The organism is Hymenobacter ruricola (assembly GCF_015694525.1).
GTDB lineage: Bacteria > Bacteroidota > Bacteroidia > Cytophagales > Hymenobacteraceae > Hymenobacter > Hymenobacter ruricola.
The window spans coordinates 28,642-44,462 of the sequence record NZ_JADQDM010000018.1 but is presented as its reverse complement, the minus strand read 5'-3'; the positions used below and the strand labels follow the sequence as shown (position 1 = coordinate 44,462).

The 15,821-nt window shown below is 64.2% G+C and carries 12 protein-coding genes; 5 read left to right on the top strand and 7 right to left on the bottom strand.

Annotated features, from left to right (window positions below):
• Positions 1 to 3: 3 nt before the first annotated feature.
• From I2H31_RS21750 to I2H31_RS21740, 3 genes are all read left to right on the top strand, one after another.
• Positions 4 to 1,761: a hypothetical protein gene (locus I2H31_RS21750; protein WP_196295169.1), complete on the top strand. Its 1,758-nt coding sequence runs from the start codon at positions 4 to 6 to the stop codon at positions 1,759 to 1,761.
• A gap of 28 nt (positions 1,762 to 1,789) precedes the next feature.
• Positions 1,790 to 2,581 carry an SDR family oxidoreductase gene (locus I2H31_RS21745; RefSeq protein ID WP_196295168.1) on the top strand — a complete coding sequence of 264 codons (792 nt, stop codon included), beginning with the start codon at positions 1,790 to 1,792 and terminating at the stop codon, positions 2,579 to 2,581.
• A 199-nt stretch (positions 2,582 to 2,780) separates the two neighbouring features.
• The gene (locus I2H31_RS21740; RefSeq protein WP_196295167.1) at positions 2,781 to 3,506 is read left to right on the top strand and encodes a glycosyltransferase family 2 protein; all 726 of its coding nucleotides are present in this window, start codon (positions 2,781 to 2,783) and stop codon (positions 3,504 to 3,506) included.
• Between the two features lie 171 nt (positions 3,507 to 3,677).
• Here the strand turns inward: I2H31_RS21740 and I2H31_RS21735 are convergent, their stop codons facing one another.
• The 7 genes from I2H31_RS21735 to I2H31_RS21705 form a co-directional block, all read right to left on the bottom strand.
• Positions 3,678 to 5,531, bottom strand: coding sequence for a hypothetical protein (locus I2H31_RS21735; RefSeq protein WP_196295166.1), 1,854 nt, complete (start codon positions 5,529 to 5,531; stop codon positions 3,678 to 3,680).
• A gap of 112 nt (positions 5,532 to 5,643) precedes the next feature.
• Entirely contained in the window at positions 5,644 to 7,017 is a 1,374-nt protein-coding gene (locus I2H31_RS21730) for a glycoside hydrolase family 16 protein (protein WP_196295165.1), read from the bottom strand.
• Positions 7,018 to 7,059: 42 nt separating this feature from the next.
• A complete protein-coding gene (locus tag I2H31_RS21725) occupies positions 7,060 to 8,391 on the bottom strand; it encodes a hypothetical protein (protein ID WP_196295164.1) in 1,332 nt (443 codons plus the stop codon).
• A 19-nt stretch (positions 8,392 to 8,410) separates the two neighbouring features.
• Positions 8,411 to 8,974, bottom strand: coding sequence for a hypothetical protein (locus tag I2H31_RS21720; RefSeq protein ID WP_196295163.1), 564 nt, complete (start codon positions 8,972 to 8,974; stop codon positions 8,411 to 8,413).
• A complete protein-coding gene (locus tag I2H31_RS21715) occupies positions 8,964 to 9,419 on the bottom strand; it encodes a carbohydrate binding domain-containing protein (RefSeq protein ID WP_196295162.1) in 456 nt (151 codons plus the stop codon). The genes I2H31_RS21720 and I2H31_RS21715 overlap by 11 nt, the downstream gene beginning before the upstream one ends.
• Positions 9,420 to 9,776: 357 nt before the next feature.
• Entirely contained in the window at positions 9,777 to 11,330 is a 1,554-nt protein-coding gene (locus tag I2H31_RS21710; RefSeq protein WP_196295161.1) for a hypothetical protein, read from the bottom strand.
• Positions 11,331 to 11,437: 107 nt separating this feature from the next.
• Positions 11,438 to 12,238 (bottom strand): dolichyl-phosphate beta-glucosyltransferase, encoded by an 801-nt coding sequence (locus I2H31_RS21705; protein ID WP_196295160.1) that lies wholly within the window; start codon positions 12,236 to 12,238, stop codon positions 11,438 to 11,440.
• A gap of 344 nt (positions 12,239 to 12,582) precedes the next feature.
• Here I2H31_RS21705 and I2H31_RS21700 point away from each other — a divergent pair, with 344 nt between their 5' ends.
• Both I2H31_RS21700 and I2H31_RS21695 read left to right on the top strand, forming a co-directional pair.
• Complete coding sequence (locus I2H31_RS21700; RefSeq protein ID WP_196295159.1) at positions 12,583 to 14,892, top strand: hypothetical protein; 2,310 nt, start codon at positions 12,583 to 12,585, stop codon at positions 14,890 to 14,892.
• Between the two features lie 145 nt (positions 14,893 to 15,037).
• Complete coding sequence (locus tag I2H31_RS21695) at positions 15,038 to 15,796, top strand: class I SAM-dependent methyltransferase (RefSeq protein WP_196295158.1); 759 nt, start codon at positions 15,038 to 15,040, stop codon at positions 15,794 to 15,796.
• Positions 15,797 to 15,821 lie beyond the last annotated feature (25 nt).

The following is a 15,821-nucleotide window of genomic DNA, read 5'->3' as shown; positions in this document are numbered from 1 at the left end:
CGTATGAAATACTGGCTGCGCCTGGGCTTGCTGGTGGCCTTCTACGGCTTGCTGTTCGCCGTTCTTACCTGGCCACTGGCGGCGCATTTCACCTCGTCGTTTCTGGTGGTGCCGGGGCACGATACCTACGTGTTCCCCTGGAACACCTGGCATTTCCGCATGGCGGTGCACACCGGCCAGCCCGTGTTCCACACCGACTGGCTGTTCTACCCGCTGGGTTCCTGGCTGATACTGCACACTTACACGCCCATCATCGGCCTCATCAGCCTGCTGGTGAACAACGACCTGCTGGCCCTCAACATCGGCCTGCTGCTGAGCTACTCCTTGTCGGCGGCCGGGGCCTACCTGCTGGCCCGGCGCTGGGTGCACAGCCCGCTGCTGTGTTTATTGGCCGGCTTCGTTTTCGCCTATTCGCCCTACAAGCTGCAGCGCCTGCCCGAGCATTACAACCTGGTGCTCACGGCCACGGTGCCGTTCTACGTGCTGGCTTTTCTGAACGCGTTTCGGTTTGAAGAAAAGAAATTTCTGCCGGCCATCCGCAGCTGGAAAGCCGTGGCGGGGTGCGTGGCGCTGGGCGTGGTCACGCTGCTGAGCGACTATTACGTACTGTTTGGGCTGCTGTATTTTTCGCTGGCCTACGCGGCGTGGTTCTGGCTGGGGCTGGGCCGCATCCGGTGGCGCGAGTGGCGCACCTGGGCCTGGCTGGGCGGCATTTTGGCGGTGAGCCACGTCGTCATTCGGCTGCTGCGCCGCTCGGGGCTGGAAGACAACGGCGGCTTCTGGTGGGGCGGCGACGTGGTCGCGTTCATCATGCCGCCGCCCACCAGCCGCTTCGTGTACTGGGACTGGGCCGCCCGGCTCTACCACAACCCGCAGGTGTTCAACACGCCCGGCTCGCTGGAGAACACCTTGTTCATGGGTTACGCGCTGCCGCTGCTGGCGCTGGGCTTGTGGGCCTTGCGCAAGGCCCACCGCCGGCCCACCTCGGCCGTGGCGCAGGCGCCCGAGGGCCGGCCACTGGCCTGGGTGCTGCTTTTTTTCGTGATGCTGACCCTGCCCGCCCTGCGCGTGCACGGCCACGACCGCCTGCAGCTGCCCACGGCCCTGCTGCACTTCGTCCCGTTTTTCAACAACGTCCGCTGCCCCACCCGCTGGATTATGATGGTTGGGTTGTTGCTACCCATCCTCACCTTCAGCGCCCTGGAGGCGGCCTGGCAGGCGCGCCTGCCCGCCGCGTCGCGCACCGCGCTCAGCCTGCTGCTGGCTGCCCTGGTGCTGTTCGAGTATTGGCCGAAACCCTACGAGCGCACCTCGCGCGAGGCCGTGCCGCGGGTGTTCCACGAAGTGGCCAAATTGCCCGGCAAGACCATGATTCCGGTGCCGCTGGGGCTTTCCAGCGGCCACCGCGAAGTCGGGAAATTCGAGCGAGAGTACCTGTTTTATCAAACGGTGCACGAGAAAAAAGTGCCCGTCGGTTATACGGCGCGGGTGCCGCCGGAGGTGTTTGCCGGGCTGCAAAACGACCCCGTGCTGGGCGCCGTGCTCTTCCGCCAAACCAAGCCCGACACCGTGGCCCCCGCGCCGCCCACCGCCCCGCAGGTGCAGGCCTTCCTGCGCCAGTACGACCCGGCCGCCTTCGTCATCACCCCCGCTTTCCGCGAGCAACCAGCCCACCTGTTTCTGCGCGAGCTGCTGCGGCCCTACGGCTACCGCGAGCAGCTGGTGGACGGCTACGTGCTGCTCACGCCGCCCGCCCGCTAATTATTTGACTTAACCCGACTTGCAAAACATGAACCTCTCCTTAGAAAACCGCCGCGCCCTGGTGGGCGGCAGCACCCAGGGCATTGGCCGGGCCGTGGCCGAAGCGTTGGCCGAAAGCGGCTGCGCCATCACGCTGCTGGCCCGCAACGAAGACCGGCTGCGCGAAGTGGCCGCCGCCCTGCCCGCCCCTACCGGCCAGGCGCACGACTACCTGGTGGCCGACTTCGACGACCCCAGCCACGTGGCCGACGTGGTGCAGGCCTACCTGGCGCAGCACCCCGCCGGCTTCCACATTCTCGTGAACAACACGGGCGGCCCCGCTGGCGGCCCGCTGCTGGAGGCGCCGGTTGATGCCTTACGGGTGGCGTTCAACCAGCACGTTATCTGCAACCACTTGCTGGCGCAGGCCCTGGTGCCGGGCATGCGGGCGGCCGGGTTCGGGCGCATCATCAACATCATCAGCACCTCAGTGAAAATTCCGCTGGCCGGGCTGGGCGTGAGCAACACCATTCGCGGGGCCGTGGCCAGCTGGGCCAAAACCCTGGCCAACGAGCTGGGCCCGCTCGGCATCACGGTGAACAACGTGCTGCCCGGCGCCACGCTCACTCAGCGCCACCATTCCCTCATCGAGAAGAAAGTGGCCCAGACCGGCCAGCCGGCCGATGCCATTGAGGCCGACATGCTGAAAACCATTCCGGCGCGCCGCTTCGGGCAGGCCGAAGAAGTGGCGGCGGCCGTGGCCTTCCTGGCCTCGCCGGCCGCCGGCTACATCAACGGCACCAGCGTGCCCGTGGACGGCGGCCGCACGGGCTCGCTTTGACGCCTGATGCGCAAAAAATGGTCATGTCGAGCCTGTCGAGACATCTCGCCCGGGGCAGTAATCAGTTGATTAGTGGCGGCACGCGAGATGTCTCAACAAGTTCGACATGACGTTCCTTCCTCTTCCTTAAGCCCGGTTCCTTAAGCCCGGCGTCAGCGTTTACCTTTGCTATTCCTTCGCCCGGCCCAGCTTTTTTCTTGTGGTAAAATTCGATACGCTTTCCATCGTCATCCCCGTTTACAACGAGGCGCGCACCATTCACCAGATTCTGGATTTGCTGCGGGAGCTGAAGCTGGTGAATAACATCGCCAAGGAAATCATCCTCGTCAACGACTGCTCCACCGATGCCTCGGGCGACACCATCCGGGCCTACGCCGCGCGCTACCCCGAGATGGGCCTGCGCCTGCTGGAGCACGCCGTGAACCAAGGCAAGGGCGCGGCGCTGCACACGGGCATCCGCGAGGCCACCGGCGACTACGTCATCATTCAGGACGCCGACCTGGAATACGACCCCGAGGAATACAACCTGCTGATAAAGCCGGTGTTGAAGGGCTTTGCCGACGTGGTGTTTGGCTCGCGCTTCATGGGCGGCAACCCGCACCGCGTGTTGTTTTTCTGGCACAGCATCGGCAACGCCTGGCTCACCTTCCTTTCCAACATGTGCACCGACCTGAACCTGACGGACATGGAAACGTGCTACAAGATGTTCCGGCGCGATATCATCCAGGGCCTGCGGCTGGAAGAAAACCGCTTTGGTTTCGAGCCCGAAGTAACCGCCAAAGTGGCCCGCGTGAAAGACGCCCGCATCTACGAAGTGGGCATCAGCTACTACGGCCGCACCTACGCCGAGGGCAAGAAAATTGGCTGGCGCGACGGCTTCCGGGCCATCTATTGCATTCTGAAATACGGCCTGCTGGGGCAGTAATGCCCGGTCGCTGCGCTTGCAGCGAAGCAATCTGTCCTACCAAAGCGACCAGCTTTGAGTTGTGACTAGCTCAACTGAAAAGCCCCGACACTGCGCAGTGCCGGGGCTTTTCACATTTCAAAGTGTCTGGTTTTGACAGGACGGATTGCTTCGCTGCGCTCGCAATGACTGCTACCAACCGGTTTTGGGCTTCATCAACTCGGCCTGCACGTCGTCGATGTAGCAGCTGGAGCCGCCGTCGCTCAGCACATAGACTTTGAGCACGTCGTCGGGCAGGGCATCGTCGGGCAGGGGCGCGTCGAAGTACACCAGGTTCCAACTGCGGTTCAGGCTGAGGTTGTTTTGCAGGCGCACGGCGTTCCAATCGAGGTTTTTGCCGTTGCGCTCCACGCTCATCACCAGCTTGTTGCCCCAGGCGCCGTAGTCCGAGAACACCCGGCAGGAGGCGCGCACGTACTGGCCCGGCTGCAGGCCGGCCTCACCGAGCTTGAGGGTGAGGGCCGGGCCGTAGGCGTGGGCCTGGTCGGCGTGGAAGGACTGGCGGCTGAAATAGCCCTGGTCGGCCGAAATGCCGCTGGCGGCATCCACCGGCTGGTTTTCAAAGTCGAGCTTGCCCAAGGGCTGCGGCTTGTAGTGCCGCTCCGATTTTGGCAGGTGCGTCTTCACGTCGAGCATGGCGTAGTCCGACTGCGAAGGCATGGTTTTGTTGAACACCGCGAAGTAGTAGCGCCGGTTCATTTCCTCGGGGTTAATGATGGAACGCATGTACTGCCAGTGCTGAAACAGGTTCAAATCGACCAGCAGCACGGCCACCACCACGGCCGCTACCCGCAGGGCAGGCCGGCGCTCGGGCATCAGCAGCCAGGCCACCACGGCGGCGTATGGCAGGGCCAGCACGGCATAGCTCTGCACCAGCGCGCGCTGCCCAATGCTGCCGCCGTACCACCAGATGTCCCAGGCCGACACCACCCACAGGTTCAGCACGGTGAAGGCCAGCACCGGCACGGCCAGCGCCCGGTGCGTGCGCCACAGCACCGCCAGGCCCGCCAGCGGCACCAGCAGCAGGGGCGAATACAGCAGCCAGCCCTTGCGAAAGCTGAAGAGCACGCTCCACAAGTGCGGCTTGAAAAAGCTAAAATGCTGGTCGCCGTAGCTATAAAACAGGAAATGCCCGGTGGCCCAGTGCCAGTACAGCGCCTGCGGCAGCACGCCCAGCAAGCCGCCCAGCGCCAGCAGCAGCACATCCGCCCACCGCTCTTTCAGCAACGCCAGCTTGGCGCGCACGGCCGCCACCGAGCCCACGTTCCACAGCAGCGGCACCACGGCCGCCACCGCCTCGGAAGGCCGGATGAGCACCAAAATTCCCAGCGTGAGGCCAATGAAAAACGCCCCGAGCCGCGTGGGCCGCTCGTGCCACCGAATGGTGAGCCAGAGCAGCAGCGCGTAGCCCGTGAAAAGGTAGTTGTGCGCCATGGCCGCGTCGAACACGGCGTACTGGAAGTAGTTGGAGCCCAGCACCAGCAGCACCAGCACCAGCGTGGTCACCACGTCGGAGAAGTAGCGCAGCAGCACGCGGCGCAGCAGCCCCAGCCCCAGCAACGCAAACAGCAGCCCGCCGAAGGCAATGGCAATCTGGTAAGGCACCGAAAACCCGTCCTGCGGGTAGCCCAGCCACCCGGCGGCCCAGTGCCCCAGAAAAAAAAACGGCGTCCAGAGCAGGGCCAGGCCGCAGGTGTACTTGGTCACGAGCTGGCCCTCGGGCCCACCCGGCACCTGAAAGGCCTGGTAGAACGAGCTGCTGGGGTTGTACTCGCGCATGATGTCGCTGGCAAACGCCATGTGCCCCAGGTCGTGGTAAATGAAGTGCGCCGGCAGGTAGATGTAGTATCCCATGGCATCCCAGGTCAGGATGGCCTGCACGTTGTGCGTGTCCCAGTAGGGCGCCCACAGCCGGGCCTGCACCATCAGCACAAACAGTAACAGGATGGCCAGCAGCGAATACGGATGGGCAATGCGAGATTTCATGGAAATAGTAAGCACGAGGAAAGCCGGGCAATAAGCCCACCTTTAAGCCGCAAATAACCGCGTTTTGCTGGAATTGCGGCCGAAAGCGCGCGAACGAGGGCTCGCCTGACTGCTAGGGGGCGACCTCCGAAGTCGGCGCCTGGGGCAACGGGGCCGGCAGCAGCCACGTGGCCGTCGGGGTGGCGTCGTGGCGGGTGCGGCCCAGCAGCACCACCGGGTGCACCACCGTTGCCTCGCCCTGGCGCAGGTGCAGCGTGTATGCGCCGGGCGGCATGTCGCGCGGCCAGCGCGGGGCCCTGGCCGCGTCCGTTGGCGCGGCGATGGTGCCCCGCGCCACCGGGAGGCCCAGGGCGTTGGCCAGCGTCCAGGCCACGGGTTCGGCTTGCGCGAAATGAAGGGCCAGGGCGGGGAGGTTGTCGACGACGACCCACGGCGGGGCCCAGCGGCCTTCGTGCGGCAGCGGAAATTCCTGGTCGCAGAGGGGGTTGCGGTTGTCGGTCAGGAAAAGCTCCAGCCGGTGGTCAGGGCGGGGCGTGGCCGTCCAGCTTTGGTGCCTGGAAACGTCGAGGCGGCCGGGCTTTTGCTCCCACGGCAGCCATTCCAATTCGGAAAAAGGCCCTTCGCCCCCGTGCCGCACCAGGGTGGTGGACGGCAGCCGCCGCGGTCGGTACACGCGGATGTAATCGAGGGCCAACGTGTCGCCGGGCACGCCCACCCAGTCCGACACGGCCAGATTGACGATGAGGTACATGGCGCAGCCCTCGGGAACCAAGCGCGTTTCGTGGCGAATGGGGACACCATCAAAATAAAAAATGAGTTCGTTGGGCAACCACTCCAACCCATAGGTATGAAACTGGGTGTGAAGGTCTTCATGCGCATCGACGTTGTGAAACGAGCAGCTGCATTCATCGTGTTTGGTGCGGCTGGGCCGCCAGAAGCCACCCCCGGTGATGTGCAGGGTGCTATTGAACATTGCGCGATTGGCCTCAAAAACGTCAACTTCATCGGGCACGCCCCCCCATAGCCAGAACGCCGGAAACGAAGCGCCGTCATACGGCTGCCGGCACCGCACCTCAAACAAGCCGTAGCTGAAGCCATTGTCGGGCTGGCACCCCTGGGGCCGTAAGGAATCGGCGGGGTGGTGGCTGATGAGCATCCCCGACGAATAGGTGAGTTGCTTGCGGCGGTAGGGGATGGACTGCGGCAAGCGGGCCGAAACCAGATTCAGCGTGCCGTTTGTGCCGGGCCGCACGCCCGTACCGGTGTAGTACTGCAGTTCCGAATTGGCATCGAGGTTGCGACCCCAGGGGTAGGCAAACCGCCAGCGCGTCATCAACGAAAGCGTATCGACGGGCCCATTGAATTCTTCGGCCCACTCCAGCTTCCAGTCCGCGTAGTTTACCCGGCGCTGGGCAGCGCCGGTCAGGCTGCTGGCCCCGCTCAGCAGGAGCAGCAGCAACCCCACGCGAAAGCACTGCAACATCATGGCAAAACAAACGCTGTGGAACAGGTGAAGCGGCAGAACCCCTTACGCGTGCCCCGCAACAGCGGTTGGCGCCTCCGGTGCCCGCCGAAACCCAACGGTCATCACCACAAAAAGCGAAATGAACAGGCTCAGGGAAGTCAGGTACAGGTACGGAATCTGCAAAAAAGAGTAGAACGTTGCCAGGTACAGCTTCAGCCCGATGAGGGCCGCCAGGCGGTAGTCGAGGCGGTGGCGCAGGCGGTAGTACAGCCAGGCCACCAGCGCCACCACGCCCGCCGAAACCACCACGTGCGTGCGCTGCAGCAGCGTGATGCGCTCGCTGATGCTCTCCGGGCCGTAGGTGTAAAACCACGAGGCCACCCCCGTGCCCCCAAACACGTGCACGGGCAAGTCGGTGCCGGAGCTGCGGCTCCACTCGCCCAGCGTGGCAATGCGGTACTCGGCCAGTGCGTGCGAGAAAATTGTCCAGTCGTGGCTCAGAAAAGGCACCACGTAAACGCCCAGAATGCCGGCCCCCGTCAGGCCCGCCACCACCAGCGCGTGGCGCGGGCTTACTTCCCGCCACAGCACCCACAAGAAAAACGGCACCCAGAACACCACCGAGTAGCGCGACATGAGGCACAACACCAGGGCCGTGGCTTGCAGCCCGGCCGACCGCCCCAACACGCTGGCCGCCAGCAGGCAGTAGTAGCAAATGATGGTGGGCTCGCAGGTCAGCGAGTAAATGTCGGGGTTGGCCTGAATGAGTCGCACCACAAAGTAGGCCGGCAGCAAGGCCTTGAGCCCAAACTCCAGCCACGACAGCGGCTGCCGCACCAGCACCAGTTGGTAGGCCCCAAAACCAAGCAGCAGCAGCAAGCCCATGGCCCACCAGCGGTAGTCGATGCCCAGCGCGTCGGCCGGCACGTAAGGCAGCCACTGCATGGGCAAGTGGTTCGGAAAGAGCGGGTACGAGAGGTTGGTGAGGTAGCGGTACACCACTTCACCGCTCCGAAACCGGCTCACGTAGGTTTGCAGAATGACGATGACGTCGGAGTAGTTAAGGCTGACCGGCCGGGTGGCCACCGCCGGCGCCTGCACCGAGAGCACCCAGCCGCCGCCCAGCAGCAGCAGCAGCCCCGCCACGGGCACGCGGCGCAGCACCGCCTCGGCCGCCGGCGCCACGGCCGGGCGCCGCAGCCAGAAACCCAGCGCGCAGCCGCACAGCACCGCCCCGGCCGCCAGCAACAGCACGGGGCTCCACATGGGCCCGTAGTAATTGCGCGAATCGGTGAGCAGCTCCAACTCGGCCCACACGGCCAGCCAGCAGCCCAACAGCCACAACCAGCCCCACTGCCGGGGCCGGGCCTGAACAAAAAACCGGAGAAGGCGCATAAGCAAAGGAAGAAACGCCTTATTCGAGGGCTTTCACCCGAATGTCGTCGAGGTACGCCGCCTTTTTAGCCGTCGAGCGCCACAGGAAAATGCGGAGGTTGGCGTCGTAGGGCATACTGGGCGGCAGGGTAAACCGGGAGTTGACTTTGGTCCACACGCAGGAGTCCTGAAGCTGCGCGGCCAACGGCATGCTCCCGCTAAACAGCGGCGCGGGGTCCTGTCCGGGGCCGTGGGCCCACACTTCTACTTGCAGCGAAGCCGTGGCGGCCGGCTGCACCTCTTTGGCGTAAGCCCAGGCTTCGATGTCGAGGCCGCGCAGCGCATGCACGCTGGCCTGCCCCAGGGGGGCCTGAAACGTAACGCCCCATTCGTGGGCGGCATCCACGCGGTCGGCGTAGCGGCCGGAGTGGGCGTGGTCGCGCGTGATGGACGTGGCGCCCGGCACCCAGCCCATCACGGCCTCGTAGTCGTTGGCCGTCACCACGTCGCCAATCCAGTCCCCGGCGTCGTCGTGCGAGGAGCAGGCCGCCAGCAGCGCCAGCCCCGCCGTGGCCGCGCCTACGCGCCAAAAACTAGTTTTCAAGGCTAATGGCCATGTCATCGAAGTACACCGGCGACGGGCTGGAGCCCCGCCACACGTACACTTTCACCGCGTTGTTGAACGCCACCGAATCGGGAAGGGTGAACGTCTTCTTTACTTTTTTCCAGTCCTTGAATCCGTCTACCGAGGAAACCAAATCCAGGCCTTCGTAAAACACCGTGCTGTTGCTGGTGGGAGAGTGTTTGATTTCCACCGTAACGGAGGCCTTGGCGTTTTTGTCGGGCACCCAGGCCCAGCCTTCCACCGTGAGTTTTTTGGGCTTGCCGGAAGTCATTTGGCCCAGCGTGCGGTTGTAGGTGTAGCTGTACTCCACCTGGGGGTTTACACAGATAGACGATTTGCCCGAGTGGGCCTTCTCCGTCGTCACGCTGGCTTCATTGGCCCCGCCCCAGCCCTGCACGTTTTCGAAGTTGTTGCGCGTCACCATGCCCTGAGGCAAATCAACAGACTCGTTGCTGGAACAAGCGCCCAGTAGAGACGCAACTGTGGCACAGGCCAAAAGAGAGGAAAACTTAGACACGAAGCAAAGAGTAAAAAATGAATTATTAGAAAACAAGGTGCTGCAAAAAGCCGCCACAAATCTACTGGCTTTTGGCCATACTTAAGACACTTCTGGCCGGCTTCAGGATGGATAACTCGAATGATTTCTCCCAAACCGGGTCTAACAAACCAACCTGGGGAATCGAGGCGTTAGCGCTGCCTATTGGCTGGGCCGGGGAAAGGCGCGCGGCCTGACGGCTGTTTCGGACGCTTGCCGGGGCGCTGGCTGCTTGTTCGCTCTACTTCAGCGCAGGCGGAACACCGAATGCACCCGCCGCCCGTCGGCCCGCACCTGATGCACCTCGAAATCGTAGGGATAGGGCTCCGGGTGCCAGCGGTAGTTCGTGATGAAGTAGTCGGCGTTCTCAGGTTTGTCTACAAACTGCAGGCGCTCGCGCTGGAAAGCCGGCAGCATCAGGCGGTTGAATTCGGCGGGGCTGGGGCCAGGCGCAAACACCGTGACCACGGGCCGCGTTTCGTGCTCAATGATGTATTCCAGGTCCTGGCGATAGCCCAGGCCCCAATAGTCCATTTCGAAGCGCTCGGCCACGTGCCGGCCGGCCAGCACGTTGAAGTACACGTTTTGCAGCGGGTGGTCGCGCACCATCTGCGCTGCAATGACGAGCGCGCTCAGCGCGGTGGCACCGTAAAGCGCTTTGGGCCACCACGCCCAGCGCGGCCGCCAGGCGGCCGCGGCCACCCAGCCGCGCAGGGCCAGCAGCAAAAACGCCGGGTACACAAAATACACCTGCCGCCACCCGTCGTAGAGCACCGAGTGCAGCGCAATCACCGCCAGCAACGGCCCCGCAAACAAGCCCAGAAACACCACGTCCTGCAGGCCGGCTTCGTCCTGCCACAAGCGCCAGCGCTGCCGCACCACCTGCCGCACCACCAGCCCCAGCCCCAGCAAGCCGGCGCCCACGTACAGCACGGGGGTGGTGATGGCCATCCACACCAGCGCGTAGTGCCAGGGCAGGTCGGTGGCGATGATGAAATCGCCCCGGTACAGCACCATGCCGCCCCAGCGGAAAGCACTCATCTTCTCAAAGGCCGCCACAAAGTTGTCGAGTGGCGCTGGCCACAGGTAGGGCCACAGCGCCACCACCGCGCCGGCCAGCACCACCAGATACAGCGCGCTGGTGCCCACCGCCCGCGGCCAGCGCACTTCCCCGCGCAGGGCGCGCCACCCCAGCAGGGCCACCGTCAGCAAGGGCAGCAGCACGCCCATGATGCGCACGTCGATGGTGATGGCGCAGACGAGGGCGTGCCAGGCGGCCCGGCGCGCCGTGGGGCGAAGCAACAGCCGCACGCCCGTGTTGGTGGCAATGGCGAACAGGGCCATGAACACGGCGTCTTTGTCGTTGTAAAAGAACTCGGCAAAGAGCCGCGGCGAGAGCAGGAGCCACAGCGCGGCCAACAGGCCCAGCCGCCAGTTGCGGAAGCGCCGCGCCGCCAGCTGGTACACGGCAATCAGCCCCCCGAAGCACACCAAAAACGTGCACAGGTGCCGGAACAAAAACTTGTCGCCGCCGTCTGACAAGCCCAACAGGCGCTCGGCCAGGCATACCGGCGTTTCGAAGGCCGTGCCGTAGTCGCGGTCGTAGTATTCGGCCAGGGGCGTGTTGTATTTGTCAAAATCGTGGTCGGCCTTCACCCAGGCGGGGGCCACTTTCAGCGCTACGTGCTTGAGCGAAATCATGCCCGTATCGCGCTGCTGGTTTTCATCGATGGACAGGCCGTAATCGCGAAACACCAGCAGGCCCAGCACCAGCACCGCCAAAAAAAAGAGGGGTACCATCCATCGTTGGCTAGGCGAAGAAGGCGAAAAATCAGGCATGGGACAGTTGGGTCAGGTTGAAAAAACGGGGCAGACGGCGGCCGCTTTCCGCTGGCCGCGCGGCGGGCCTACGGCTCCGGTTGCAGCAGCGGCGCGGGCTTGGCCATGGCTTCCCGGGTGCGCCGCAGGGTGTCGTCGTAGCGGCCGCGCCGCGCCCTGCGGCGGAGCTGGTGCAATTCCCGGAAGCCATCGAGGCCACCGAGCACGCCCACCTTGCTGCCCGCGGCGTCGTTCCACCGCACGGGTTGCTCGTGCAGGCGCAGGCCGGCCTTGTAGGCCAGGTACAGGAGTTCCACATCGAAGCCAAACCGGTCCAGGATGGCCCCCTCCGCGATGGGGCGGCACACGTCGAGCCGAAACGCCTTGAAGCCACACTGCGTGTCGACGTAGGGCAGCCCGGTCGCCAGCCGCATCACCAGGTTGAAAAACCGGCCGCTTTGCTCCCGCAACCACGGCTGGTGCGTGCCAACGAGGCTAGGGTCGAGCGCCCGCGAACCGAAAACGATGTCGAACTGGCCCGCCAGAATGGGGTTGAGCAACTGCGGCAGCTCGTCAATCGGCGTCGATAAGTCGGCGTCTGAAAACAAGGCCACCTGGCCCTGGGCGGCTAGCAGGCCCTGGCGCACGGCGTAGCCTTTGCCCCGGTTGGGCTGGTAGCTCAGCAGCCGCGTGGCAATGCGGCCCGCCTGCGCCGCAAAAACGGCCTCGGCCACCTGGGTGGTGTTGTCGGTCGACCCGTCGTTGACGACAATGACTTCGCTGCGGTAAGGCTGCGCCTGCAAATAAGCCAGCGCTTGCTCAATGGTATTGCCCAACCGCGTGGCTTCGTTATAAGCTGGGACGATAAGGGAAAGGAGAGGAACGGCCATAAACGAGAATAAAGGCGTAGCCGACAGAGCCCACCACACAACAAAGCTACGGCGGGCTTTCGGCGTCTGGAACTTCGGAAAGGCCGAACCGCGCAATATGCCCAGAATTGGGAATGACACAAGGATTTAAACCTGGTTTGGGGCCTAGTGGCCTTGCCCGAAGTGTCTACTTGCCAATTCAGCCCTAATTTTGAACGCTGCGAAAACCGAAACACTGGGCTTGCTGCCAAGCGGTGCGCTTTTTGCGCCGCTCAGGGCGGTGGCTGCGCCGCCGCCAGCCGCCGCTCACCCCACGGCCCACCGGCCTTGCTTTAATTCAAAGGAGCTTTCTTTCCCTTTTTTGCATGAGTTCATCTTTCCGCAAGCTGCACTGGCTGGGCATGGGCGGCGTGGCCCTGGCGGCCCTGGCGCTGACGGCGGTGCTGTTCGGCCCCGTACTGGCTAATCCCAACGACTTTTATTTCAACCCGAGCGGCGACATGCTGCAGAGCTATTACGTCACGGCCTTCTACGTGATGCATGACATGGGCCTGCGCTTCACGGGCATGAACTACCCTTACGGCGAGCATTTCAATTACCCCAACCTGCAGCCGCTGCTTGCCACCATCATGGGCTTCTTGCACCGGCACGGTGTGCCAGCCGGGCGGTACTCGGTGGCCATTCTCAACCTGCTGGGCCTGAGCTCCCTGGTGATTACGCCGGTGGTGCTATATGCGGTGCTGCGGCGCACCCGCCTGCCCGTGCTCTACGCCGGGCTGCTGGCCCTGATTATCGGGTTCATGTCGCCCCAGGTACTGCGCCTCGACGGGCACCTGATGCTTAGCTACGCGTGGTTTGTGCCGTGGCTGTGGTACTGCATCATCCGGATGCAGGAGGCGCCGGGCCGGTGGCGCTGGTACATTGTGTTCACCGTCAGCATTCTGCTGATTGGGGCCGTGATGCCGTATTTCTTAGCGGTGGGCTGCGCGTTTTTGCTGGGGCACGTGCTGGTGCTGGCCTGGCAGCAGCCCCGCCTGCGGCGGTGGCTGCTGCGCCTGGCGCTGACGGCGGCGCTGCCGCTGCTCCTGTTCCGCGGCTACCTCTGGGCCACCGACCACGTGACCGACCGGCCGCCCAACCCCTACGGCCTGCTGGTGTTCGTGGCCACGCCCGGCACGGTGTTCACCCCGGTGATGGGCCCCGTCTACGACTGGTGGCAGGCGCAGTGGCCCGGCGACGAGCCCGCCAGCTCGGAAGGCTTTTCTTACGTCGGCCTGGTCAGCACGGTCACCTTGGCGGCCTCTTGCCTTTTGGGCACGGCGGCGGTGCTGGCGCGCCGCCGGTGGCGCCGCCTGGGCCGGCCGGCGGCGCCGCTGCATTTGCGCACCGGGCTGTGGGCTGCTTCCCTGCTGCTGATTTTCTCTTTTGGCGTGCCCTTTAAGTGGCACGGCTTCGAGTGGCTCACCGAGCACGCCGGGCAAGTGAAACAGTTTCGGTCGCTGGGGCGCTTCGCCTGGCCTTTTTATTACGTGGCCACTACCTACACGGCGTATTGCCTTTACCGGCTGTGGCGGTACCTGCGCCGGCGGCGGCTGGGCGCGCTGGCGTGGGTGGGGCTGCCGGTGCTGTTGTTCTGGGGCGCCGAGGCGTGGCTGCAAGTGTCCACCGAAGCCACAAGGGTGATGGCCAACACCGGCGCCAACGACTTTCTGGACCCCAGCTCCAGCCCGGTTTCGCAACTGACGTGGAAAAACCGCGGCTTTTCCGAATTCCAAGCCATTTTGCCCGTGCCGTACTACAACATGGGCACCGACAAATTTGACCAGGCCGGGAGCGGCAATTCCATTTTTCAGGCCTATAAAGCCTCCGCCATCAGCGGGTTGCCGCTGTTGGCCAACCACATTCCCCGCTCTTCGGTGGGGGAGGCCATGCAGCACATCCAGTTGTTTAGCAGCCCCTTGGTGCCCAGGGAACTGCTGGCGCATTTCCCCAACAACAAGCCCCTGCTGCTGCTTGTGACGCCCGATATCCTGTCCGACGCCGAGCAGCGGCTCGTGGGCCTGGCCCACCTGCTGGTGCAAACCCCCGAAGCCTCCCTCTACGAATTGCCGCTGGCCGCCCTGGCCGCCACCGACTTGCCCCGGGAACAGGCAAAGGCCGACTCGCTGTTGCCGACCCTCAAGCCGCGGCCGGGCGGGCTCTTCACAACCACGGCCGCCGGCGTGCTGGTGCAGGACTTCGCTCAGGCCGCGGACCGGCGCGGCCGCTTGGGCGCCGGGGCCTTCTATGAGCCACAGGATAAATTTTCAACCCTCTACGACGGGCCCGTGCCGGCCCCGGCCGACACGGGCCGCTACGAAGCCTCGGTGTGGATAAATGGCAAAACCGACTACGGCTTCGGCAACATGCGGGTCGTTTCCCATTACGCCGACGGCGGCACCGCGGAATCGGTGGTGGACAGCCGCAAGGCCACCGAGGTGATGGGCGACTGGGTGCGCATCGTGGTGCCGTTTCGGGTGCAGCCCGGCGTGCAACGCATCGAAGTGCTGTATCAAAACCACGACCTGCTGGCCGACGACTTGCTCATTCGCCCTGTTAATACCGACGTGTATTACTACATCGGCACGGGCGCCCGGCGGCGGTTGGTCAAAAACACGTATTCGCTGAGGCCTTGAGGCCCTGGTGCCACGGCCCGGCGCTACTTCCTTGGCGCAGGGCGGGCGATGCGGGCAGCCCACTCGCATCGGGAAAAAAGCACGAAGCCAAGCCAGCGTTTCGGCCCGGCGGCGACGACGACTTCGTGCCGTACTTTTGCTCGGCATGGACCTGACTTACGAAGCCAAATACCACCAACTCGAAGAAGAACATTGGTGGTTTGCCAGCCGCCGCGACGCGGTGTACGACCTCATCGCCGGCTTGCAGCTGCCCCGCACGGCCGCCATTCTGGAAATCGGCTGCTCGGGCGGCCCCCTGATGCAGCGCCTGCGTGCCGCCGGCTACACCGACGTGACGGGCATCGACGTGAGCGAGCCGGCCATTGAACTGGCCCGCGCCCGCGGCGTGGCCAACGCCGCGGTGATGGACGGCGCCGCCCTTGAATTTGCCGACCGGCACTTTGATTTGGTTGTTGCGTCCGACGTGCTCGAACACATCGAGGACGAAACCGGCACCTTGCGCGAGTGGGCCCGTGTGCTGAAGCCCGGCGGGCGGCTCCTGGTGTTTGTGCCGGCCCATGCCCACCTCTGGAGCGAGCACGACGTGATGAACCACCATTTCCGCCGCTATTCCCGCCAAGGCTTGGTGGACGCCCTGCAACGGGCCAGCCTGCACATCCAGCGCAGTTCGTTCTGGAACGCAGCCCTCTATTTTCCGGCGGCAACGCTGCGGCTCGGGCGTCGGTTGACGTCGGGACCGGTTTCGAAGGGAATAAACCCGCGCTCCACCGGTGACCTGCGCCACCTCGTGGGACCGGCTAACAGCCTGCTGTTGTGGTGGATGAAAATCGAAAACCGCTTGCTGCGCCTCTTCAACCTGCCGCTGGGCGTGAGCGTGTTTGCCCTGGCCCAAAAACCAGCCTGAGTTTTAAAATTTCACCTTTTAGTTT